The sequence below is a fragment of the Micromonospora sp. NPDC023814 genome, from assembly GCF_040639595.1.
Taxonomy (GTDB): domain Bacteria; phylum Actinomycetota; class Actinomycetes; order Mycobacteriales; family Micromonosporaceae; genus Micromonospora.
This window is the reverse complement of record NZ_JBFAAF010000011.1, coordinates 1-23,455: the sequence shown is the minus strand read 5'-3', so window position 1 is coordinate 23,455 and position 23,455 is coordinate 1. Positions and strand designations below refer to the sequence as shown.

Genomic DNA, 23,455 nt, shown 5'->3' with positions numbered 1-23,455 from the left:
GATGTTCTTCTCTCCTCAGATGAAAGGGTTGGTGGACGACGGCCAGCCGGTTCCGGCCGGCCGTGGGGTCGGTTCCAGGAGCAGCACGGACGGCACCCGGTCGGCCAGGCCGAAGCGCAGCAGGCCGTACCCGATGCCGGCGAGCCCGGTCAGCAGGCCGGGGGTGAGCACCCCACCGGGCGTCCCGCAGTAACGGGTGTGCCACTGCAACGTGTCCAGGATCAACGTGGCCCGCCGGCGCAGCGCGGCGGTCGCCGCCGGCCCGGCAGGCCCGGCGGCCAGGACGGTCAGGGCCTCGGCGATTCCCGACTCGCCGTGGCACAGGCTCAGGTCCTGGGCGGGGGGCCGGTCGGCGAGCTGCCGGACGAGGCGGGCCGGGCCCCCCGGGTCCGCGGTGTCGTCCCCGCCGGGCGACCGCTCGCATCCGGCGAGTGCGAGCGCCAGGCCGGCGGTGCCGGCGCACCACCCTGCCGAACTGGTCGGGGCGCCCTCGGCCTGCCGCAGCGCCCGGCGGCCGGCGTCCGCGTGCCGGGCGGATCCGCCGCTGGTGCCGGCGAACCGGCGCAGGGCGTACGCGATCCCGGCCGAGCCGTCGGCGAAGCCCGGCGGGCCGGCGGACCCGCCCACCGCATCGGCCAGCCGCTCGGCGCAGATCTCGGCCAGCGCCGCCGCCCGGTCGAGGCCCAGCTCGGCGTGGATCGAGGACATCGCGGCCAGGCAGCCGGCCCGGCCGGTCGCCCAGTCGTCACCGGCCGGGCCCGCGACGGCCACCTCGGCCAGCTCGACCGCCGTGCCCGCCCATCGGCCGATCTCCGGGTCGTCGAGCAGGTTGGTCAGCCGGGCCAGCCCGTAGGCCAGCCCGCCGAGACCGTGCAGGCCGCCGCAGCCGATCGCCGTGATCAGCTCCGGCCGGCCCGAGAGCAGGTCGAGCAGCCGAGGCGCCGCGGCGACCGCCCGGCGGGCCACCTCGCCGTAGCGGGCCACGCCGCTGATCCGGGCGAGCTGGCCGAGGAAGAGCGCGACCCCGAGGTACCCGTTGGCCAGCCCGGCTCCCATCGGCAGCAGGAGCCACTGCCGGTCGTCGACCAGTTCCAGGCCGAGCCAGTTCACCCGCTCCCGGCCGGGTACACCCCGGGCCACGAGCTGGTCGGCGATCGCGCACGCCGCCGCGACCAGCCGTTCGGGCGGGGCCGCCGTGCCGTGCAACGGCCCCGGCATCGGGGCGCCGTCCCGGTGCCCGGCCACCGGCCGGCGGGTGGCCAGGCTGGCCGCGATGACCCACTCCTGGTCCTGCCGGTCGGCCTCGCCGAGCCCGGCGATCCGGTCCAGCGCCGCCTCGACACCGCTACGGCGCAGCGGCACCGCGGTCGGCTCGCCGTCGGCCATCAGGTGATGGCTGTCGGCCCGGGCATGGAAGTAGGGGACGTCGCCGCGCCACAGCGCGACGATGTCGTGGCGCGCGAACACCGGGTCGCCGGGGGCCTGGGTCCGGTCGTGGAGCAGCCCGAGGAACCGGTCCCGCTCCAGGCCGTCGCGGAGCAGGTCCGGATGGGTGGCCTCGTCGAGCAGCGTCCGGTAGGTCCAGGTGGGGCGGACGACGAGCCGCACCGTCATCGCCGACGACGCCTCGACCAGCCCGCCGAACTCCTCGCGGTGCGCCTCGATCGCGTCGTAGCCGAGCCGGAAGCCCTCCAGCATGGCCGCCTCGTGGTCCTCCGGGTCGACCACCCGGTCACCGAGCCGGGGCTGGTTCAGCGCACCGTCGAAGGCGACCGCGCGGCGGACCAGGCGCATCCGGTCGGTGCCCGGGTCCGCCCAGTCGACCCGGCTGGCCGGACTCGGCCGTCCCGGGTCACCGCCGGAGCCGGAGAGGTCCATGATGCCCTGTTCGCCGACGACGATCAGCGGCAGCAGCGCGGTCCGGTGCACCGAGGCGACGAGCAGGTCGGCCGCCGGGTCGCCGCTGTCGACCGGCGGCCCCCAGAGCGGACGGAACAGGGTCTCGGCGTCGACCAGCACGGGATCCTCCGCACTGGCGATCAGGTTCTCGTAGTGCAGGTCGGTGGTGTTCAGCGCGTGGGCGAGCGCCAGCAGCGCGCCCTGCCGCCGGTAGAACCGGTGCGCGCCGTCCGGGTCGGTGAGCGGGGCCGCGGCCACGAACTCGGTCCAGCCGTGCTCGGCGCGGGCCAGGCAGGCCACCCCGCGGAGACCGACGGCCGGCACCACCCGGTTCAGCCAGTCCACGAAGGCCCGCAGCCGGACGTCCGGGCTCAGGTCGCGGGGCTTGTAGACCAGCCGCCTGCCGTCGGCGAACCGGACGATGGTCGTGGTCCGCCCGCCGCGGTGCGCGTCGCCCTGCTTGTCCTCGACCGCCACCAGCGGACCGGGGTCGGCGCCGTCGAGCAGGGCGTCCACCAGAGGGGCCCGGTCGGCGGCGTACCGGGTCACCAGCTCCAGCATGGCATCGGCGGCCTGGGTGGCGGCCTGCCCGAGCAGCCGCGCCAGGACCGGATGGTCGGCGAACAGCGCGGCCAGCCCGGCCGGGGCGCTCAGCCGGCGGACGAAGTCGGCGAACCGGGCGCGGCCGTCGGCGCCGGTCAGCCGACCGGCGGCCCGCTGGCGGTGCAGCTCCGCGACGAGGGTGCGGGCGGCCAGGCCGCCCAGTTGCCGGTCCAGGGTGGCGCCCAGCGCGGTGGCCAGCGCGGGCAGGTCGACCTGGGTGTCGGTCACCACCCGGCCGGCGTCCCGGCGGAAGCGGGCCGTCGCGTGGTCGACCAGCGGGCGCAACGGCAGGGCGAACGCCGCCCGCCAGTCCGTCGGGACCGGCGCCGACGGGGGGAGCGGCGCGGCGGCGCGTACCGCGGACTCGACCGGCGCCACCCAGGACGGCGGGTCGAGCCGCGCGGCGATCTGCGCGTCCTCCTCGGCCAGGAGCGCGACCAGCCGGTTCTCGTCGACGGCCAGTTCGCCCAGCCGGACGTCCAGCGCGGGACCGTGCTCGGCGCGCCACCGGTCCAGCCGCTGCCGGGCGTGGTCGAGCCGGGCGCCGCCGACCGGGTCGGCGCCGCAGCCCGCGGCCACCCGCTCGTGCAGGGCCAGGCCGCGTGCCCACCAGCCCGGACCGAGCAGGTCCGGCTCGGTCGGGGCGAGGCTGTGCGGGCCGTCGGCCGTCGTGGTGTTCACCGGATAGAGGGTGCCAAGGGTCGGCGGCGAACTCATGCGTGGGATCCACCCAAATTCTCGCCGTCCCCGCTGGTCGCCGGCCGGGACGGGGCAACCCCGGCCGCGGCCTGCGTGACCGGCTCGCCGAGGCCGATCGCCGGTGTCCCCGGCCGGAGACGGGTGCAGCGGTGCCGGGTGTCGGTGGCGCGGCGACACGGCGGGCGGCCGTCGGCGTGCCGGGCGGCGGAATTTGGGTGTACCGCACAGATGCGTCGGCGCGCGATGTTGGTGAGTCTCCGACCTGTCAATCGGCCCGACCCGATCGGAGCGACCGTGGAGTTTCGCGTACTGGGGCCGGTGAGCGCCTGGCGCGACGGCAGCGAGGTCCCGCTGGACGGCGCCAAGCAGCGCACCGTCCTGGCCGCGCTGTTGCTCGCCAGGGGGCGGACGGTGTCCGACGCCCAGCTCTGCCAGCTGCTCTGGGGCGAGCAGCCGCCAGCGACCTTCGCCGCCCAGCTCTACAACTACGTCTCCCGGCTGCGCAGGTACCTCGGCGACGGGGTGGAGATCGTCCGGCAGTGGTCCGGGTACGTCATCCGGATCGGGGGCAGCCGGCTCGACATCGAAGAGTTCGAGCGGCTGGCTGGGCTGGGCCGGGACGCGCTGCGCGGCGGCCGGCACGAGGAGGCCGCGCAGTGGCTGCACGAGGCGCTGGCGTTGTGGCGCGGTACGACGCTCGCCAACGTCACCGACCATCTGGTCGAGGCCGAGGCGCATCGGATGAGCGAGCTGCGGACGGCGGCCCTGGAGCACCGGATCGAGGCCGACCTGATGCTGGGCCGGCAGGCCGAGCTGGTGCTGGAGCTGACCGACCTGGTCGCCGGTCAGCCGCTGCACGAGCGGTTGCGCAGCCAGCTGATGACCGCTCTGTTGCGGTGCGACCGCCAGGCCGACGCGCTGGCCGTCTACCACGAGGGTCGCCGGGTGCTCGCCGACGAGCTGGGGGTCGACCCGGGCCCCGCCCTGGTCGAGGCGTACCGGGCGGTGCTCGCCGGGTCCGCTCCGCCCGCCGCCGAGGTGGCACCGCGGGCCGAGCCGGGCTGGCGGGACGTACGTCCGGCGATGCTGCCACCCGGCGCGCAGGACTTCTGCGGCCGGGGCCAGGAGCTGCGGGAGCTGACCGGGCTGCTGGCCGAGCCGTCGTCGGCCGCGCCTCCGCGGGCCCTGCTGACCGGGATGGCCGGCGTCGGCAAGACGGCGCTGGCGCTGCGGGCCGCGCACCTGTGCCGGGGCGACTTCCCGGACGGGCAGCTCTACGCCGACCTGGGCGGCACCCGGGGCAACGCCACCGACCCGAGCGACGTGCTGGGCTGGTTCCTGCGCAGCCTGGGCAACACCGAGCAGGCGATCCCGAGACGGCTCGACGAACGCGAACGCCTCTACCGCAGCCAGCTGGCCGGCCGCCGGATGCTGGTGGTCCTCGACAACGCCGCCGACTACGCGCAGGTCCGCCCGCTGCTGCCCGGCGACCCGTCGTGCCGGGTGATCCTGACCTGCCGCGGGCGCCTCTCCGAGCTGCCCGGCGTCACCCGCCTCGAGGTGGGCATCCTCGACCCGGCGCAGGCGCTGGACCTGTTCGCCACGATCGTCGGCCCGCAACGGGTGGCCGCCGAACCCGCGGCCGCCCACCGGATCGTGCAGTTGTGCGGGCGGCTCTCGATCGGCATCCGGGTGGCCGCGGCCCGGCTCATCGCCCGGCCGCACTGGTCCCTGCGGTACCTCGCGCAGCGGCTGGCCGACGAACGGTTCCGCCTGGACGAGCTGCGGCTGGGGACGCTGGACGTCCGGGCCCGCATCGAGGGCAGCTACCAGGGGCTCGCGGCTGAGAGCCAGGTCGCGCTGCGCCGGCTGGCGCTGCTGGAGACGGCCGACTTCCCGATCTGGGTCGCCGCCCGGGTGCTCGGCGTGCCGCGCTGGGTCGGGGAGGAGGTGGCCGAGAACCTGGTCGACGCCCGGCTGCTGGAGATCGCCGGCTCGGACGGCGGGCGGCGGCAGCGGCACCGCTTCCACGACCTGGTGCGGGTCTTCGCCCGGGAGAAGGCCGACCCGGTGGACCGCCGGATGATGGCCGGTGGTCCACCGGCGTCCGCGGGGCCGCGCGTCCGCGTGCCCGCCTGAGCCCTCGGCACCGGCTCCGCGCGCCCGGCGGCCGGCACGGCGACGCGCACCGGTCGGCGGTATGGAGAAGATATAGCCGGCACCGGCACGGTCATCAGGTGACCACCCTGATCCCGCCCGAGTGCGCGACCACCGCGCGGATCGACCTGACCCACGCCACCGCCGACGAGATCGTCGCCCGGGTCCGGCCCGACCGGGACGACCCGGTCTTCGCCGGGCACTACCCCGGATTCCCCCTGCTGCCGGGCGTCCACATCGTCGAGTACGTGCACCGCACGGTGCTCGCGGCGACGCCGGCAGCGGTCCTCGCCGAGCTGGTGTCCTGCCGGTTCCTCCACACCGTCGACCTGGACGACGAGCTGGTCGTCGCCGTCCGGTACGACGGCGGGCTGCGCCGTGGCACGGTCACCGTGTCCGGTGTCCCGGCCGCCGAGGTGGTGCTGCGCTACCAGGACGGAGACGACTGATGCTGGACAGCGACGACATCCGGCGGCTCATCCCGCACCGCCCGCCGATGCTCCTGGTCGACCGGGTCAGCGAGCTGGTGCCCCGGCGCCGGCTGGTGGGCAGCCTCACCGTCACCGGCACCCGGCCGCTGCCCGCCGTGCTGCTGCTGGAGTCGTGGGGGCAGGCCGCGCTGCTGCTGATCCGGCACGACCGGCCGATGCCCGACGTGCTGGCCGACGGGGTGCCGGTCGCGGGGGCCTTCGAGGGGATCCGTTTCGGCCGGCCGGTGCTGCCGGGCGAGACGGTCGAGCACCGGGTGGACCTGATCCGGCTGATCGCCGACACGGGCTTCGTCCGGGGCGAGAGCGTGGTCGGGTCCGAGGTGGTCATGCAGGTCGGTCGCCTGGTCGGCGCGGTGCGCCCGGCGGCCTCGCTCCGCCCCGCCGCCCTGGACGGGGCATCCGACGTCAAGGAGTCGACATGAGTGAAATCCGACGACCGGTCGCCCTGGTCAGCGGCGGGTCCCGGGGGATCGGCCGGGCCGTGGTCCGGCAGCTCGCCGCGGACGGGTACGACGTGGCCTTCTGCTACCAGAGCAGCCAGCAGGCAGCCGAGAAGGTGGTCGCGGAGGTCGGCGAGGCCGGCGCCCGGGTGCTGGCCCGCCAGGTGGACGTCGCCGACCCGCAGCAGGTACGCGACTTCGTCTCCGGTGTGGAACGGGAGCTGGGCGAGGTGGACGCGGTGGTGACCGTCGCCGGGATCATCCGCGACCGGCCGGTGGCGATGATGGCCGACGACGACTGGCGGTCGGTGATCGACGTCAACCTCGGCGGCGTCTACCACGTGTGCCGGGCGGCGATCCGGCGGATGATGCGGCGCCGCAGCGGCTCGATCGTCACGGTCTCCTCGGTGGCCGGCATCACCGGCAGCCCCGGCCAGACCAACTACTCGGCGTCCAAGGCCGGCATCATCGGCTTCACCAAGGCGCTGGCCAAGGAGGTCGGGCCGTACGGGATCAGAGTCAACACCGTGGCGCCCGGGTTCATCGAGACCGACATGCTCAGCAACCTGCCCACCGGGCTGACCGAGGGCATCCAGAAGCGGGCCGCGCTCGGCCGGCTCGGCCAGGTGGAGGAGATCGCCCCGGTGGTGACGTTCCTGCTGTCGGAGCGGGCCTCCTACCTGACCGGCCAGGTCGTCACGGTTGACGGTGGTCTGACCTTCTGACCCGCTGCGCGGCGAGCCGGGTCCGCATGGCCTCCAGGCGGACCCGGCGCGCCTGTGCGTGGGCCCGGCGTGCGGTGAGGCGCGGGTAGACCGTGCCGAGCAGCCGGGAGAACAGGTCGACCCGGCGGGCGTCCGCCCCGACGATGATCTTCACCCGGTTGCGCCGGACCCCGCGCAGGATGATCCGGGCGGCCTGCTCGGCCGACGTCGTCGCCTCCCGGGCGAACCGCTCCTGGATCCCGCCGTAGCCCAGTCCCCGGCCGGTCCGCGCGTTGCTGAAGATGTCGGTACGCACCTTGCCCGGGTAGACGCAGCTGACCGCCACCGGCACCTCGCCTACCCGCATCTCCTGGAGCACCGCCTCGGTGAACCCGCGCACGGCGAACTTGGCCGCGTTGTACGCGGTCTGCGCCGGCGCCGCGGTCAGCCCGTACATGCTGGAGACGTTCACCAGGTGGCCGCGGGAGGCGACGAGTAGCGGCAGGAACGCCCGGGTGCCGTGCACCACGCCCCAGAAGTCGACGTCCAGCACCCAGCGCATGTCGTCCCACCTGGCCTCGGTGATCGAGGCCAGCAGGGTCACCCCGGCGTTGTTGACCACCAGGTCGGCGCCGCCGAAGTCGGCGCGGACCGCCTTGGCGTGGGCCTGCACCGCCGCCCGGTCGGCCACGTCCAGTCGGTAGGTGCGTACCTCGGCGCCCCGCTCGGCGCACCTGGCTGCCGTCTTTTCCAGGCCGTCCTCCACGGCGTCGGACAGCGCCAGCCGGGCGCCCTGGGCGGCCAGCTCGACCGCCAGTGCCCGACCGATGCCCGAACCGGCTCCGGTGATGACCGCGACCTTGCCTCGGAAATCCTTCATGCGCGCTCCCTCGCGAGTCGGCGTGCCCGCCTGCGGCGACACACTTCGGCCCGCACGGTCTCGGGCCGGGCTATCTCTTTTCCATACCGGGCGCGATGTAGAGAAGTTATGAGAGCGCCGTCGAACACTCCCTCCGGACGGTGCCACCAGGACGCCGACCGGCATTGTGCGGAGGGAGCGATGGCGCGGATGACTGGCGCGGCAATCACCGGGCTCGGGGCGTACCGGCCGAGCAGGTTGATCACCAACGAGGAGATCGCCGAGGAGACCGGCGTGACGCCGGCGTGGATCGAGGAACGTACCGGCATCCGGTCGCGCTACCGGTCCGGGCCGGAGGAGACCGTGACGATGATGGCCGCCGAGGCCGGCGGGAAGGCGCTGGCCATGGCGAACGTCGACCCGGCCGACGTGGACCTGGTCATCCTCGCCTCGGCGACGAAGAAGGACCGCATCCCGGGTGGGGCGCCAGAGGTGGCCAGCCGCATCGGCATCACCGCCACCGGCGCGTTCGACCTGAACGCCGCCTGCGCCGGCTTCGCCTATTCGATCGGGATCGCGGCGAACGAGATCCGGGTGGGCAGCGCCCGCAACGTGCTGGTCGTCGGGGCCGAGCAGCTCAGCCGGTTCATCGACCGGGAGGACCCGGCCACGTACGTCATCTTCGGCGACGGCGCGGGCGCGGCGGTGGTCTCCGCCGCGGAGGCCGACGGCATCGGCCCCACGGTGTGGGGCAGCGACGGCCGACGGGCGGACATCCTCGGCACGAAGTGGGACGCCAACGGCCGGGAGTTCGCCAAGATGGACGGCCCGCTGGTCTACCGCTGGTCCACCAAGAACGTGCCGCGGGTGGCCCGCAAGGTGTGCGCCCTCTCCGGCATCGAGCTGTCGGACATCGACTGGTTCGTGCCGCACCAGGCGAACCTGCGCATCGTCGACCAGCTCGCCGAGATCCTCCAGATCCCGGACGAGAAGGTCGCCAAGGACATCGTCGACACCGGCAACACCTCGGCCGCGTCGGTGCCGCTCGCGCTGAGCCGGCTGCGCGAGAGCGGCCGGACCACGCCCGGCGACCGCGTGATGCTGCTCGGCTTCGGGGCGGGACTCGCCTACGCCGGCCAGCTCATCCGGATGCCCTGACCACCTCGAACCCGACCACCAACCCGAAAGGACCACGACCATGACGATGACCGTCGACCAGGTGTCCCTCGACGTCGTGCAGCTCACCCGCAAGCTGATGACCGAGGACGTCGACCGCGAGATCAACCCCGACGACGCGTTCGTCGACCTCGGCCTGGACAGCCTCAAGCTCGTCGACCTGCTCGCCGCGGCGGAAGCCCACTTCGACATCGAGGTCCCCGACGAGGAGGTCGGCAGCTTCACCACGGTCCAGGACCTCACCGACTTCGTCCTCGCCGCCAGGTCCTCGGTGTGACCGAGGACGTCCGGGAGCTGTCGGTCGGGCAGCGGGCACTGTGGCTGGTCTACCGGCTGGCCCCGGACAGCCCGGCCAGCAACGTGGTGCACGGCCTGTACGTCGCACCGGCCCTCGACCCCGACCTGGTGCGCCGGGCGATGGCGGCGGTGCAGCCGCGGCACGACCTGCTCCGGTCCCGGTTCGTGCAGACGGACCAGGGACCGGTGCGGGTCGTGGACCCCGACCTCCGCTGCGAGGTCGAGGTGCACGACGTGCCCGACCTGGACGACGATGCCCTGCTGCGCCGCTGCCAGGAGTTCGGCGACCGGCCGCTGCGGCTGGAGCAGGACGGTCCGCTGCGGGCGGCGCTGCTGCTGCGGCGTACCGACTGCGTGCTGGTGGTGGTCATCCACCACATCGCCACCGACTTCCACTCGCAGCGGATCGTCTGGCAGGAGCTCGCCGAGGCGTACGGGGCACTGCAGGCCGGGCGGCCGGTGGAGCTGCCCCCCGTCACGGGCAGCTACGACGACTTCCTGGCCCGGGAGCGGGCGGCGCTGTCCGGCGAGCGCGGCGAACGGCTGCGCGCCTACTGGGACAGCGTCTGCGACGGGGCCACGGCGGCGACCCTGCCGACCGACCGGCCCCGCCCGCCGGTGCGCTCCTTCCGCGGCGGCGCGTTCAGCCGGGCGTTCCCGGACGACCTCGCCGGCCGGCTGCGGGAGACCGCGGCGGCGGCCAGGGTGACGCCGTACAGCGTGGTGCTCGCCGCGTTCGAGGCCACCATGTACCGCTACACCGGGCTCGGGGAGTTCACCGTCGGGTGTCCGGCCTCGCTGCGCCGGGGCCGGGCGCTGCGGGGGGTGGTCGGGTTGCTGGTCAACACGATCGCGCTGCGCGCGTCGTTCCATTCCGGCACCACGTTCGCCGAGGCGATCACCTCCGCGAGCCGGCAGCTGGCCGACGGCGTGGCGCACGCCGGCTACCCGTTCCCGCTGGTCCAGTCGGGCCGGCGCAACCGGGAACCGGCCGTGCGGGTGACCGTCACGCTGCTGGTGCACCAACACGACGACGACTTCACCGTCGAGCGGCACCACTTCGCCGGGCACCGCATCCGGCTGCTGGACATCCCGTACGACGAGGGCCAGTTCGACCTCTCGGTGACCCTCACCCAGTACCAGGACGGCAGCCTCCAGGCGGAGTTCGGGTACGACACCGACCTGTTCGACGAGGCGACCGTGCAGCGGCTGGCCGGGCACTTCCTCCAGATGCTGCGGGTGGCCTGCACGGCACCGGAGACGGTGGTGTCCCGGGCGGCCATGGTCGACGAGGCGGAGCTGGCCGACCTGCTGGCGCTCGGCACCCAGTAACCAGCGCGGTGGGCACCCCGCGCCGGCCCGGTACGACCGGTCGGCGACCCGCCGCGCAGGGCCGGATCCGGCCCGGTGCACCCCCCGTCGCCGGGCCGGATCCCGGTCGGCCCGCCGCCTGCGGCCGATCGGTGCGCCCCGGCCGGGGGAGCGACCGGCGCGCACGGCCCCCGGACAACCGGCAGGCCCGGCCGGGCATGGCGCCGGTATAGCAGCGATATAGCAGTGGCTGAGACCTTCTCGGCGTTGACAGTCCATTGTGGAGGGAGGAACGGTGCGCGAGGGCATCCTCTCGACGATCGGGAACACGCCGCTGGTGCAGCTGGTCCGGTTGTTTCCGGAGTTTCCCTCCCGGGTCTTCGTGAAGCTCGAACGCTTCAACCCCGGCGGCAGCATCAAGGACCGCACCGCGCTCAACATGCTGCGCGACAAGATCAGCTCCGGGGAGCTGGTGCCCGGTCGGTCGGTGGTCGTCGAGTCCAGCTCGGGCAACCTGGCCATCGGCCTGGCCCAGGTCTGCGCGTACTACGGCATCCGGTTCATCTGCGTGGTCGACCCGAAGACCACCCGGCAGAACCTGGCGATCCTGACCGCGTACCGGGCGGAGATCGAGATGGTCGAGCACCCCGACCCGGTGACCGGCGAGTACCTGCCGGTCCGCCGCCGCCGGGTCCGTGAGCTGTGCGAGCGGATCCCGTACGCCTACCGCCCAGACCAGTACGCCAACCCGCTCAACGCCGCCGCCCAGCGGCGGACCATGGCCGAGATCGTGGCCGCGCTCGACGGGCGGGTCGACTACCTGTTCTGCTCCACCGGCACCTGCGGCACGTTGGTCGGCTGCGCCGGCTACCTGCACGACCACGGGCTGTCCACCCGGGTGGTGGCGGTGGACGCGGTGGGCAGCGCCATCTTCGGCGGCGAGCCCGAATCCCGGCTGATCCCTGGGCACGGCGCCTCCATCGTGCCGCCGCTGGCCGCCGACGCGGCACCGGACGAGATCGTGCACGTCTCCGACCTGGACTGCGTGGTCGGCTGCCGGCTGCTGCTCAACCGGGAGGCCATCCTCGCGGGCGGCTCGTCCGGCGCCACCGTCGCCGCGCTGCGCCGGCGCATCGCGCAGATCCCCGCGGGCGCCACGTCCGTGCTGATCCTGCCGGACAACGGCGACCGCTACCTCGACACGATCTATTCGGATCAATGGGTCGTCCGGCACTTCGGCGAGATCACCCACCTGTGGAAGGACGAGTCATGCTGATCATCGGCCAGGCCGTGGTCCGGGACATCCTCGACGGCGACGACGCCCGGGTCGTGGACCTGGTCCGGGACGCCTACCTGCTGCACGACCAGGGCCGCAGCAGCCTGCCGCACTCGGTCTTCCTGCGGTTCCCCGAGCAGCCCCGGGACCGGATCATCGGCCTGCCGGCCTACCTCGGCACCGAACCGCCCGCCGCCGGGATCAAGTGGATCTCCTCCTTCCCCGGCAACCTGGCGCACGGCCTGGAGCGGGCCAGCGCCGCCATCGTGCTGAACTCGATGCGCACCGGGCACCCGGTGGCCCTGGTCGAAGGCTCGGTCATCTCGGCCCGCCGTACCGCGGCCAGCGCGGCGCTCGCAGCCGGCCTGCTCACCGCGCGCCGCCGCCCGGACGGCCTGGCGCTGATCGGCTGCGGCCTGATCAACCAGCAGGTGCTGCGGTTCGTGGCCGGCACCGTCGCCCCGCCCCCGGCGCTGACGCTGTTCGACACCGACCCGCACCGGGCCGCCGCCTTCGCCGAGGCCGCCCGCGCCCTGCTGCCCGGCCTGCCGGTGACGCCGGCCGCGACCGCCGAGGAGGCGATGGCCGCGCACCGGATGGTCTCGATCGCCACCACCGCCACCGAGCCCCACCTCGACCTGGACGCCTGCCGGCCCGGCGCGGTGCTGCTGCACCTGTCCCTGCGCGACCTGCGTCCCGAGGCGGTGCTGACGGTGCGCAACGTGGTCGACGACCCCGACCACGTCTGCCGCGAGCGCACCTCGCTGCACCTGGCCGAGCAGCTCACCGGCGGCCGGGACTTCGTCTCCGCCACCATCGGCCAGCTCGCCGGCGGCCGGGTACGGCTGCCCGACGACGACGTGCCGGTGGTGGTGTCCCCGTTCGGCCTGGGGGTGTTGGACCTCGTCCTGGCCGAGCACGTCCGCGCCACCGCCCACCGGCGAGGCCTGGGCGTACGCGTCGACGACTTCCTACCCGTGGCGGACGCCACCGTGGCGTCCACCTGATCCGCGAAGGAGTGGCAATGACCGACGACCGCAGCTACCGGGTGGTGCTCAACGACGAGGAGCAGTACTCGGTCTGGTGGACCGACCGGGAACTGCCCGCCGGCTGGCGGGCCGAGGGCACCGAGGGCAGCCGAGACGAGTGCCTGGCCCGGATCGGCGAGATCTGGACCGACATGCGGCCGCTGAGCCTGCGCCAGCGCATGGAGTCCCAGGCCACGGCCTGACCCACGGCCCGACCCGACGCCCGCGCCCGGTCCCCCCGGAGGAGGAGCACCATGAGCATCGTTCCGCCCGCGGCGCCAGCAGCCGCAGCCGCCGCCCTGGGGGCCGGCACCCTGTCCGAGCTGATCGCCCGGCAGGCCGCGCTGACACCCGCCGCGACCGCGGTACGCGACGACACCGAGCGGCTGGACTACGCCGGGCTGGACCGGCGGGCCAACCAGCTCGGGCGGTACCTGGCCGGGCTAGGCGTGGGCCCGGAGTCGCTGGTCGCGGTCAACCTGGACCGCGGCGTCGACCTGGTGGTCGCGCTGCTGGGGGTGTGGCGCGCCGGCGCCGCGTACCTGCCGCTGGACCCGACCCACCCGGCCGAGCGGCGGCGGTGGATCCTCGCCGACAGCGGCGCCGACGTGCTGCTCACCCGGGCCGCCCTGCGCGACGAGGCGGCGCCCGGCCGGGTGGTCTGCGTGGACACCGACCGGGCCCGGATCGCCGCCGCCCCCGCCACCGCGCCGGTACCGGCACCCGACCCGGATGCCGTCGCGTACGTCATCTACACCTCCGGGTCCACCGGCCGCCCCAAGGGGGTGCTGATCACCCACGGCGGCATCGGCAACCGGGTGACCTGGACGATCCGGGAACACGGCCTCGGCCCCGCCGACCGGGTGCTGCAGAAGACCTCGGTCAGCTTCGACGCGGCGGGCTGGGAGTTCTTCGCCCCGCTGGCCAGTGGCGGCACCGTGGTGCTGGCCCCGGACGGGGCGCACCGCGACCCGGCCGCCCTCGTCGCCGCCGTCGCCCGGCACCGGATCACCGTCCTGCAGGGCGTGCCGTCGGTGTTCGGGCTGCTGGTCGACCAGCCCGGCTGGGCCGGGTGCACCAGCCTGCGGCTGGTCTTCTCGGCCGGCGAACCGTTGCACGCCGAACTGTGCCGGCGGTTGGCCGTCACCCCCGAGGTGCGGGTGTGGAACACCTACGGCCCCACCGAGTGCGCCATCGACGTGACCGCCCACCCGGTCGACCCGGCGCAGCCGACCGGGCCGGTGCCGATCGGGCGCCCGCTGCCCAACGTCCGCGTCCAGGTGCTCGACGCCGACCGGCGGCCCGTGCCGGTGGGCGTGGTCGGCGAACTCTACGTCGGCGGGGCCAACCTCGGCCGGGGCTACCTCAACCGGCCGGACCTGACCGCCGAGCGGTTCGTGCCGGACGAGTACGGGCCGCCGGGCGCCCGCCTCTACCGCACCGGCGACCAGGTCCGCTGGCGCGGCGACCGGACCCTGGAGTTCGTCGGGCGGGTCGACCACCAGCTGAAGGTCAACGGCCTCCGGATCGAACCGGCCGAGGTGGAGGCGGTGCTCGCCGCCCACCCGGACGTCCGGGCGGCGGTGGTGGTGGGACACACCGACCCGGCCGGCCGGCGGCAGCTCGCCGCGTACGTCGCCGGCCGGCGACCGCTCACCCCGGCGGAGCTGCGGGCCCACTGCGTCGGCCGGCTGCCTGAGGCGCTGGTGCCCGCCGTGTTCCAGCCCGTGGCGGAGTTTCCGCTCACCGCCAGCGGCAAGATCGACCGGTCCGCGCTGCCGGCGATCGACCCCCTCGACCGGCCGGCGGTACGCCCGCCGCGCACCGCCGCCGAACGCACCGTCGCCGCGGTCTGGAGCGACCTGCTCGGCGTCGACGAGGTGGGCCTCGACGACGACTTCTACCAGCTCGGCGGCTCCTCGCTGGTGACGCTGCGGCTGGAGAGCCGGCTCAGCGAGGCCGCCGGCGGCACGGTGGCGCTGCGCGACCTGCTCGCCGCGACCACCGTGGCCACGCAGGCTCGGCTGGTGGAGACGGCCAGGCCCGCCGCCGCGCCCGTGCTCCCGGTGGGACGCGACCGGCCCCTGCCGCTCTCGGCCGCCCAGCACCGGCTCTGGATGCTCGACCAGCTCGACCCGGGCAGCAAGGAGTGGGTCGTCCCCCTCCACGTGCGGCTGCCCGCCACCGTCCACCCCGACCACGTCCGGGCGGCCCTGCGCGCGCTCGAGGCGCGGCACGAGCCGCTGCGCACCCGCTACCTGGTCGTCGACGGCGTGGCCCGGCAGCAGGTCGTGCCGCCGGGGGAGGTCGCCCTCCAGGTGCGCGACGTCAGCCGCGGCGGGCTCCCCGAGCTGGTCGCCGCGCAGCTCGGCCGGGGCTTCGACCTGGGCACCGGACCACTGTGGCGGGCCGGGCTGGCCACCGCCGCCGGCCAGGACCACCTGCTGGTGCTGGCCGTGCACCACATCGCCTCCGACGCCGGCACCGCCCTCGTCCTCGAACGGGACCTGCGCGAACTGTGCCGCGCCGCCGCCGAGGGACGCCCGGCGGACCTGCCGGAGCTGCCTGTGCAGTACGCCGACTACGCGGTCTGGCAACACCGGCAGCTCACCGACGAGGTCGTCGGGCGGGAGCTGGCGTACTGGCGGGAGGCGCTGGCCGGGCTGCCCGAGCTGACGCTGCCGCTGGACCGGCCACGCCCGACCGAGCGGGACGCGCAGGGCGCGATGCTCGGCTTCACCGTACCGGCGGACGTCGCCGGCGCCCTGACCGAGCTGGGCCGGCGCTGCGCGGCCACCCCGTTCGCCACCCTGCTGACCGGCTTCGCCACCCTGCTCGCCCGCTACACCGGGCAGTGGGACGTGCCGGTCGGCACGCCCACCTCCGGGCACCGGCCGCCCGAGGTCGCCCAGACCGCCGGCATCTTCCTCAACCCGGTGGTGCTGCGCTGCCCGCTGGACCCGGCGTCCACCTTCGCGCAGGCGGTCCGGGAGGTACGCGCCCGGGCCGCCGCCGCCCTGGCCCACCAGGACCTGCCCTTCGACCGCGTGGTGGACGAGCTGGTCGGCGAGCGGGACCTCGCCCGCACCCCGCTCTACCAGGCGATGCTGAACTACCAGGAGGGTGGGATCACCGGCCGGGTGGCCGACGACCCGCACGCGGTCGACGCGCTGCGGCAGGCGTCCACCGTGGCCAAGACCGACCTGACCGTGCACCTCTGGCCGCAACCGGACGGCTCGCTCGCCGGAGCCGTGGAGTACGCCACCGCCCTGTTCGACGAGTCCACCGCGCGGCGCCTGGCCGACCACTTCGTCCGGCTGCTGCGCGCCGCCGCCGACCGGCCGGACGCCCGCCTCGACGAGCTCGACCCGTTCTCGGCCGAGGAGCGGCACCGGCTGCTGCACGGGTGGAACGGGCCGACCGTGCCCCGCCCGGCCACCACCGTGGCCGACCTGTTCGAGGCACGCCGCACGGCGAACCCGCAGGCCGTGGCGCTGCGGCACGCCGGGGCGAGCACCAGCTACGCCGACTTGGACGGCCGGGCCAACCAGTTCGCCAACCACCTGCGCCGGACGGGCGTCGCGCCGGGCGCGGCCGTCGCCGTGCTGCTGGACCGGGGGCCGGACCTGGTCGCCGCGATCCTCGGGTGCTGGAAGGCGGGCGCCGCCTGCGTCCCGCTCGACCCCTCGTACCCGGCGGAGCGGATCGGCTACATGCTCGACACGGCCGGCGTCGGTCTCGCCGTCACCGCCTCGCGGTACGCCGACCGGTTCGTGGTGCCCAGCCTCCAGGTGGACACCCACCGGCTGATGGTCAGCGCCGAACCGACCACCGCGCCGCCCCGCGACCTCGACCCGGCGCAGCCGGCGTACGTGCTGTTCACCTCCGGGTCGACCGGCCGGCCCAAGGGCGTGCTGCTCTCCCACGCCGCGGTGACGAACTTCCTGGCCTGCGCCACGGAGACCGAGGCGCTCGGCGACCGGGGCGGCCGCCCGGCCGGGGGCGGGGCGCCGCTGTTCTCCACGATCGCCTTCGACCTGTCGATCTCCAACCTCTGGGGGCCGCTGGTGGCCGGGCAGCCGGTGACGCTGCTCCCGCCGGAGTTCGACCTCACCGGGCTCGGCGCGCTGCTGCTGGCCGCCGGGCCGTACGACCGGTTCATCATGACGCCTCCGCACCTGGAACTGCTCGCCACGCAGGTCGACGCCGCGCAGGCGCAGCGGCTGGCCGGCCAGCTCTGGGTGGCCGGCGGGGTGCTGCGCCGGGCGGTGGCGAACCGGTGGCGGGACCTGCTCGGCCCGGCCGGCCTGATCAACACGTACGGCCCCACCGAGACCACCGTGATCATGTCGGCGTACCCGGTCGTGGAGCCGCAGACCAGCGAGATCGTGCCGATCGGCCGGCCGATGGCGAACACCGTGGTGCGGATCCTGGACGACGCGATGCGGCTGCTGCCGGTCGGCGCGGTCGGCGAGCTGTACATCGGCGGGGCGTGCCTGGCCACCGGCTACGCCGGCCGGCCGGAACTGACCGCCGACCGCTTCGTCCCCGACCCGTTCGGCCCGCCGGGCTCCCGGCTCTACCGCAGCGGCGACCTGGGCCGCTGGCTGCCCGACGGCACGATGGCCTTCGTCGGCCGGGTGGACGACCAGGTCAAGGTCCGCGGCTACCGGATCGAGCCCGGCGAGGTCAGCGCCGTCGTCGCCCAGCACCCGGGCGTACGCGACTGCGTGGTCCTCGCCCACCAGGACCGGCTGGTCGCCTTCTACTGCGGCGAGGCCACCGACCTGCCCGCGCACTGCACCCGGCAACTGCCCGAATTCATGGTGCCCAGCCTGTTCGTGCCGCTGGAGCGGATCCCGCTCAACGCCAACGGCAAGGTCGACCGGGACGCCCTGCGCGGCCGGCTCGACGCGGCGCTCGCCGACGGCACCGCCGACGCCACCGAATTCGTCGCCCCGCAGACCGTGGCCGAGAAGCGGATCGCCGCGATCTGGGCGGAGCTGCTGGACGCGCGGATCGGCGCCACCCACAACTTCTTCCTCCTCGGCGGGCACTCGGTGCTTGCCGCCCGGCTGATCGCCGCCCTCCAGGAGGAGTTCGATCTCGACCTGCCGATCCGCCTGGTGTTCGAGCACCCCACGGTGCACGCCCAGGCGATCGCCATCGAAGACCTGATCCGGGCCGAGGTCGACGCGCTGGACGACGCCGACCTGACCCACGACCTGTCGCGATCCGAGGAGTACCCGGCATGACCAGCACCGCCAACGAGCCGAACCTGCGTGAAGAACTCGTCCAGCGCCGGCTGGCCGGCCGTCGTACGGGTCGCCGGGACCGGATCCCGACCGCCGACCGGTCGGGGGACCTGCCGCTGTCCCACGGCCAGCAGCAGATGTGGTTCCTCAACCGGATGGACCCCACCAGCGGGGAGTTCCTGGTCTCCTCGGCGCTGCGGCTGCGCGGCCGACTCGACGGGGCCGCGCTGGGCCGCGCCCTCGACGCCCTGGTCGCCCGGCACGAGATCCTGCGCACCCGCTACGCCCTCGCCGGCACACAGCCGGTGCAGGTGATCGACCCGCCCGCCCCGCGCGACCTGCCGGTGGTGGACCTGACCGACCGGCCCGCCGCCGACCGCGAGGCCACCGCCGCCGCGCTGCTGGCCGAGACCGCGGCCACCGGCTTCGACCTGGCGCGGGACTGGCCGGTCCGGGCCGTGCTGGTCCGGCTGGACACCGACGAGCACGTCCTCGCCCTGGTGCTGCACCACATCGCCTGCGACGCGCCCTCCCTGGCGGTGCTCACCGGCGAACTGGCCGAGCTGTACGCCGCCTTCCACGCCGGCGCCGAGCCCCGGCTGCCGGAGCCCGCCGTGCAGTTCGCCGACTTCGCCGCCTGGCAACGCGGCCGGCTGCGTGACGAGCGGGTGGCCCGGTCGATCGACTACTGGCGGGACCAGCTCGCCGGGCTGACCCCGGTGGAACTGCCGGCCGACCGGACCCGGCCGAAGAGCCGGGACTGGCGCGGCTCCTCGGTGCCGTTCGCGCTGACCGCCGACCTCTCCGCCGCGCTGCGCGGCCTCGCCCGCGACACCGGCACCACCGTCTTCGTCACTCTGCTCAGCGCCTTCCAGGCGCTGCTGTCGCGCTACACCGGCCGGACCGACCTGGCCGTGGGCACGGTGTCGTCCGCGCGGACCCGCTCGGAGCTGCGCAACCTGGTCGGCTACGGCATCGACAACCTGGTCCTGCGTGGCCGGTGGAGCGGCGACCTGTCGTTCGCCGGCCTGCTGGAGCTGAACCGGGCCACCGTGCTGGACGCCTTCGACCACGCCGACGCCCCGTTCGCGCTCCTGGTCGACGAGCTGGAACCCGAGCGGGACCTCTCCCGCACCCCGCTCTACCAGGTCGCCTTCACCCTCCAGTCCGAGCCGCCGGCGACCCGCTGGCCCGGCGAGCTGGCCGTGGAGCCGGTCGAGCTGCCGCTGCGCTCGTCCAAGGTGGACCTCACCCTGCACGTGCTGGAGGGCGCCGACGGTCGGCTGCGCGGCCGCTTCGAGTACGCCACCGCCCTGTTCGACCGCGCCACCGTCGAGCGGGCCGCCGACCACCTGGTCCGGCTGCTCGACCACGTGGCGACCGACCCGCTGGCCCGTCTCTCCGAACTGGCCATCCTCGGCGACGCCGAGCTGGCGCTGGTGACCCGGGGCCCGGCCACGAACGACCCCGTCACCGGCACCGTACACGGCCGGTTCGAGGCGGCCGCGACGGCCCACCCGGACGCGGCGGCGCTTACCGTCGCCGACACCACCCTCAGCTACGCCGAGCTGAACGCCGCCGCCAACCGGCTCGCCCACTGGCTGCGCGCCCACGGCGCCGGCCCGGAGCGGCTGGTCGGGGTCCACCTGGACCACGGGCCCGACCTGGTGCCGGCCCTGCTCGGCGTGCTCAAGTCAGGCGCGGCGTACCTGCCGCTCGACCCGGCCTCGCCGGCCGACCGGCTCGACTTCATGATCGCCAACGCGGGCGCGGAGATCGTGCTGACCAGCACTGCTCAGCGGGACCGGTTCGCCGGCTTCGACGGGACCGTGGTGCTGCTGGACGACCCCGGCTTCGCCGCCGAGCTGGCCGCCCAGCCCGCCACCGACCCTGCCGTGGCCGCGGACGTGGACAACCTCTGCTACGTCATCTACACCTCGGGCTCCACCGGCCGCCCCAAGGGGGTCGCGGTGGCGCACCGGCAGGTGCTGCGCCTGCTCACCGTCACCGCCGACGACTACCGGTTCGGTCCGCACGACGTGTGGGCGCTGCTGCACTCGTACGCCTTCGACGTCTCGGTCTGGGAGATCTGGGGCTGCCTGCTGCACGGCGGCCGGCTCCTGGTGGTGCCCCGCGCGGTGATCCGCTCGCCGCAGGAGCTGCTCGACCAGCTGGTCGCGCATCGGGTCACGGTGCTCAGCCAGACGCCCTCGGCGTTCCGCGCCCTGGTCCGCCTGGCCGCCGACGGCGACCCCCGGGTGGACCGGCTCGCCCTGCGGGTGGTTACCTTCGGCGGCGAGAAGCTGGAGTTCGCCGAGCTGACGCCCTGGGTGGCCCGCCGCGGCCTGGACGCGCCGCGACTGATCAACATGTACGGGATCACCGAGACCACCGTGCACACCACGTACCACCGGGTCACCGCCGACGAGGTCGGCGGCTCGGCCAACCCGATCGGCGCGCCGCTGTCGGACCTGACGGTCCACCTGCTCGACGCCGACGGCCGGCCGGTGCCGGTCGGCGTGCCCGGCGAGATCCACGTGGGCGGCCCGGGGGTGGCCCGGGGCTACCTCGGCCGCCCCGAGCTGACCGCGCAGCGGTTCGTGCCGGACCCGTGGGGGCCGCCCGGGTCGCGGCTGTACCGCAGCGGCGACCTGGCCCGGCGGCGCGCCGACGGGCGACTGGAGTTCATCGGCCGCATCGACCACCAGGTCAAGATCCGCGGCTACCGGGTCGAGCTGGGCGAGATCGAGGCCGCGCTGACCGCCCTGCCCGGCGTCCGGGACGCGGTGGTGGTGCTGCGGGAGGACAATCCGGGCGACCGGCGGTTGACGGCGTACCTGGTGGCCGGCGACGACCCGATGCTGCTGCGCCCGTCGCAGCTGCGCGCGGCGCTGGGCCGGACGCTGCCCGAGTACATGATCCCATCGGCCTTCGTGCCGCTGGCCCGGATCCCGCTGACCAACAACGGCAAGCTCGACCGGGCCGCGCTGCCCGCCCCGGACCGGTCGGTGGCCGCCGTCGAGCGGCCGTACGTGGCCCCGCGCACCACCGTGGAGCAGCAGCTCGCCGACATCTGGACCGCCACGCTCGGGCTGGACCGGGTCGGCGTGCAGGACGGCTTTTTCGACCTCGGCGGCGACTCCATCCGCGCCGTGGCGCTGGCCGGCGCGCTGCGCGACGCGCACTTCGACGTGGAGGTCCGGGACATCTTCGAGCGGCGTACCGTCGCCGAGTTGGCCGAACTGCTCACCGCCCGGCCCGCCGCCGAGCCGGAGCCGACGGTCACGCCGTTCGCGCTGGTCGGCGACGCCGACCGCGCCGCGCTGCCCGCCGGCGTGGTGGACGCCTACCCGTGCACCCAGGGACAGCTCGGCATGCTCGTCGAGCTGCTGGCCGACACCGAGCAGAACCACTACCACAACGTGACCAGCTACCGGGTGCGTGACGAGGGGGAGTTCTCCCTGGACGCGCTGCGCGCCGCCGCGGCGCTGCTGGTGCGGCGGCACGAGGTGCTGCGGACCTCGTTCGACCTGACCGGCTACTCCGTGCCGATGCAGCTGGTGCACGCCACCGCCGAGCTGGCCGTCACCCACGACCGCAGCCTCGCCACCGACCGGGCCGAGCTGGAACGGGAACTGCACGACTTCATTGCCGTCGAGCGGACCCGACTGTTCGACCTGGACCACCCGTCGCTGCTGCGGCTGCACGCCCGGACCTGCCCGGACGGCAGCTGGTGGCTGACCCTCACCGAGTGCCACCCGATCCTGGACGGGTGGAGCTACCACTCGCTGATCATGGAGCTGGTCCGCGACTACCGGCGGATCCGCGCCGGTGAGCCGGTGCCGCCGCGACCGACTCCCTCGGTGCGCTTCGCCGACGCGGTCGCCGCCGAGCGGCGGTCGGTGACCGGCGACGCGGACCGCGAGTTCTGGCACCGCGCGCTGGCTGGCCGGACCCGGCACGAGCTGCCCACCGGCTGGGGCGACCCGGACGCGCCGGAGGGGGCCAAGCACGAGCGCTGGGTGCCGGTGCAGGACCTCGAACCCGCGCTGCGCGGCCTGGCCCGGCGCCTCGGCGTGCCGTTCAAGTCGGTGATGCTGGCCGCACACCTGAAGGTGATGAGCCAGCTCAGCGCCGCCGGACGGTTCTACACCGGCCTGGTCTGCAACATCCGGCCCGAGGTGGCCGGCGCCGACCGGGTGTACGGCATGCACCTCAACACCGTGCCGGTCGGCTACGACGGATCGGCCGCCACCTGGGCGGAGCTGATCCGGCGGACCTTCGAGGCCGAGCTGGAGCTGTGGCCGCACCGGCGCTACCCGCTGTCGACCCTGCAACGGGAGATCGGCGAGGACGCCCGCATGCTCGACGTGCGGTTCAGCTACCACGACTTCCACCAGATCGACGCTGCCGACATCGACTACGCCGAGTCGATCGACGACAGCCCCACCGAGTTCCCGCTCGGCGTGTTCAGCCGGCTCGGCTTCCTCACCCTCCAGGCCAGCCGCCGGCACGTCGGCCAGGACGCCCTGCGCCGCCTCGGTGGCATGTTCCGGGCGGTGTTGGAGGCGATGGTCGCGGATCCGGACGGGGACGCGCGGGTGGTGTGTCTGTCGGCGGACGAGGTGCCGGTGGTGCTGGCCGACGACGTGGACTCGGTGGAGCCGGTGTCGGGTTCGGTGTTGGGTTGGTTCGAGGAGCAGGTGGTTCGGGTGCCGTCGGCCGAGGCGGTCAACGGTGTGGGGTTCGCGGAGTTGGATGCGCGGGCGGCGGGGTTGGCGGCGTGGTTGGGGTCGTCGGGTGTCGGTCGCGGTGCGGTGGTGGGGGTGTTGCTGGATCGGGGGCCGGATCTGGTCGCGGCGATGCTGGCGGTGTGGAAGGCGGGGGCGGCGTACGTGCCGGTGGACCCGTCCTATCCGGCCGGCCGGGTGGAGGCGATGCTGGCCGACGCGGGTGCGGTCCGGGTGCTGACGTCGGCGCGGTACGCCGACCGGTTCACGGCCGGCGTCGAGGTGCTGGCCGTGGAGCAGGTCCCGCCGGCCGGGGAGCTGCCGCCGTCGGTGCCGCCGACGGTGGATCTGGATGATCTGGCGTATGTGATCTTCACGTCGGGGTCGACGGGTCGGCCGAAGGGTGTGCAGGTCACGCATCGGGGGTTGGCGAATCATGTGCGGTGGGCGGCGTCGGTGTTGGCGGGTCGTGGCGGTGGTGGGTCGTCGGTGTTCTCGTCGGTGGCGTTCGATTTGCAGGTGCCGAACCT

14 protein-coding genes are annotated in these 23,455 nt (G+C 74.6%); 12 read left to right on the top strand and 2 right to left on the bottom strand.

What is annotated here, in order from left to right:
* Positions 1-15 precede the first annotated feature (15 nt).
* Positions 16-3,183: a type 2 lanthipeptide synthetase LanM family protein gene (locus AB0G14_RS08150; protein ID WP_357694976.1), complete on the bottom strand. Its 3,168-nt coding sequence runs from the start codon at positions 3,181-3,183 to the stop codon at positions 16-18.
* Between the two features lie 312 nt (positions 3,184-3,495).
* Here AB0G14_RS08150 and AB0G14_RS08145 point away from each other — a divergent pair, with 312 nt between their 5' ends.
* The 4 genes from AB0G14_RS08145 to fabG all read left to right on the top strand — a co-directional run bounded on the left by AB0G14_RS08145 (position 3,496) and on the right by fabG (position 7,014).
* Positions 3,496-5,340 carry a BTAD domain-containing putative transcriptional regulator gene (locus AB0G14_RS08145; protein WP_357694974.1) on the top strand — a complete coding sequence of 615 codons (1,845 nt, stop codon included), beginning with the start codon at positions 3,496-3,498 and terminating at the stop codon, positions 5,338-5,340.
* Positions 5,341-5,438: 98 nt separating this feature from the next.
* Positions 5,439-5,807: a hypothetical protein gene (locus AB0G14_RS08140; protein ID WP_357694972.1), complete on the top strand. Its 369-nt coding sequence runs from the start codon at positions 5,439-5,441 to the stop codon at positions 5,805-5,807.
* Positions 5,807-6,271 (top strand): beta-hydroxyacyl-ACP dehydratase, encoded by a 465-nt coding sequence (locus tag AB0G14_RS08135; protein ID WP_357694970.1) that lies wholly within the window; start codon positions 5,807-5,809, stop codon positions 6,269-6,271. Before AB0G14_RS08140 ends, AB0G14_RS08135 begins: the two co-directional genes overlap by 1 nt.
* The gene (fabG, locus tag AB0G14_RS08130; protein ID WP_357694968.1) at positions 6,268-7,014 is read left to right on the top strand and encodes a 3-oxoacyl-[acyl-carrier-protein] reductase; all 747 of its coding nucleotides are present in this window, start codon (positions 6,268-6,270) and stop codon (positions 7,012-7,014) included. The genes AB0G14_RS08135 and fabG overlap by 4 nt, the downstream gene beginning before the upstream one ends.
* Here fabG and AB0G14_RS08125 read toward each other — a convergent pair.
* Positions 6,986-7,873: an SDR family NAD(P)-dependent oxidoreductase gene (locus AB0G14_RS08125; protein WP_357694966.1), complete on the bottom strand. Its 888-nt coding sequence runs from the start codon at positions 7,871-7,873 to the stop codon at positions 6,986-6,988. The two genes, fabG and AB0G14_RS08125, sit on opposite strands and share 29 nt — an antisense overlap.
* Positions 7,874-8,062: 189 nt before the next feature.
* Here AB0G14_RS08125 and AB0G14_RS08120 point away from each other — a divergent pair, with 189 nt between their 5' ends.
* The 8 genes from AB0G14_RS08120 to AB0G14_RS08085 all read left to right on the top strand — a co-directional run.
* On the top strand, positions 8,063-9,010 hold the full coding sequence (locus AB0G14_RS08120) for a beta-ketoacyl-ACP synthase III (RefSeq protein ID WP_357694964.1): 948 nt from the start codon (positions 8,063-8,065) through the stop codon (positions 9,008-9,010).
* Positions 9,011-9,050: 40 nt separating this feature from the next.
* Positions 9,051-9,305, top strand: coding sequence for a phosphopantetheine-binding protein (locus AB0G14_RS08115; RefSeq protein ID WP_357694962.1), 255 nt, complete (start codon positions 9,051-9,053; stop codon positions 9,303-9,305).
* Positions 9,302-10,657, top strand: a complete 1,356-nt coding sequence (locus AB0G14_RS08110; RefSeq protein ID WP_357694960.1) for a condensation domain-containing protein — start codon at positions 9,302-9,304, stop codon at positions 10,655-10,657. Before AB0G14_RS08115 ends, AB0G14_RS08110 begins: the two co-directional genes overlap by 4 nt.
* A 286-nt stretch (positions 10,658-10,943) precedes the next feature.
* A complete protein-coding gene (gene sbnA, locus AB0G14_RS08105) occupies positions 10,944-11,912 on the top strand; it encodes a 2,3-diaminopropionate biosynthesis protein SbnA (protein ID WP_357695176.1) in 969 nt (322 codons plus the stop codon).
* On the top strand, positions 11,906-12,919 hold the full coding sequence (gene sbnB, locus AB0G14_RS08100; RefSeq protein WP_357694958.1) for a 2,3-diaminopropionate biosynthesis protein SbnB: 1,014 nt from the start codon (positions 11,906-11,908) through the stop codon (positions 12,917-12,919). Before sbnA ends, sbnB begins: the two co-directional genes overlap by 7 nt.
* 17 nt (positions 12,920-12,936) lie before the next feature.
* Entirely contained in the window at positions 12,937-13,143 is a 207-nt protein-coding gene (locus AB0G14_RS08095; RefSeq protein WP_357694956.1) for an MbtH family NRPS accessory protein, read from the top strand.
* 51 nt (positions 13,144-13,194) lie between these two features.
* Positions 13,195-18,195, top strand: a complete 5,001-nt coding sequence (locus AB0G14_RS08090; RefSeq protein WP_357694954.1) for an amino acid adenylation domain-containing protein — start codon at positions 13,195-13,197, stop codon at positions 18,193-18,195.
* The coding region (locus AB0G14_RS08085; RefSeq protein ID WP_357694952.1) for an amino acid adenylation domain-containing protein at positions 18,192-23,455 on the top strand (5,264 nt) is incomplete at its 3' end. The genes AB0G14_RS08090 and AB0G14_RS08085, both read left to right, overlap by 4 nt.

Coding starts and splice junctions, on each gene's coding strand:
- AB0G14_RS08135 (WP_357694970.1), top strand. CDS start 5,807: ATGCTGGACAGCGACGACATCCGGCGGCTCATCCCGCACCGCCCGCCG.
- fabG (WP_357694968.1), top strand. CDS start 6,268: ATGAGTGAAATCCGACGACCGGTCGCCCTGGTCAGCGGCGGGTCCCGG.
- AB0G14_RS08125 (WP_357694966.1), bottom strand. CDS start 7,873: ATGAAGGATTTCCGAGGCAAGGTCGCGGTCATCACCGGAGCCGGTTCG.
- AB0G14_RS08120 (WP_357694964.1), top strand. CDS start 8,063: ATGACTGGCGCGGCAATCACCGGGCTCGGGGCGTACCGGCCGAGCAGG.
- AB0G14_RS08115 (WP_357694962.1), top strand. CDS start 9,051: ATGACGATGACCGTCGACCAGGTGTCCCTCGACGTCGTGCAGCTCACC.
- sbnB (WP_357694958.1), top strand. CDS start 11,906: ATGCTGATCATCGGCCAGGCCGTGGTCCGGGACATCCTCGACGGCGAC.
- AB0G14_RS08095 (WP_357694956.1), top strand. CDS start 12,937: ATGACCGACGACCGCAGCTACCGGGTGGTGCTCAACGACGAGGAGCAG.
- AB0G14_RS08090 (WP_357694954.1), top strand. CDS start 13,195: ATGAGCATCGTTCCGCCCGCGGCGCCAGCAGCCGCAGCCGCCGCCCTG.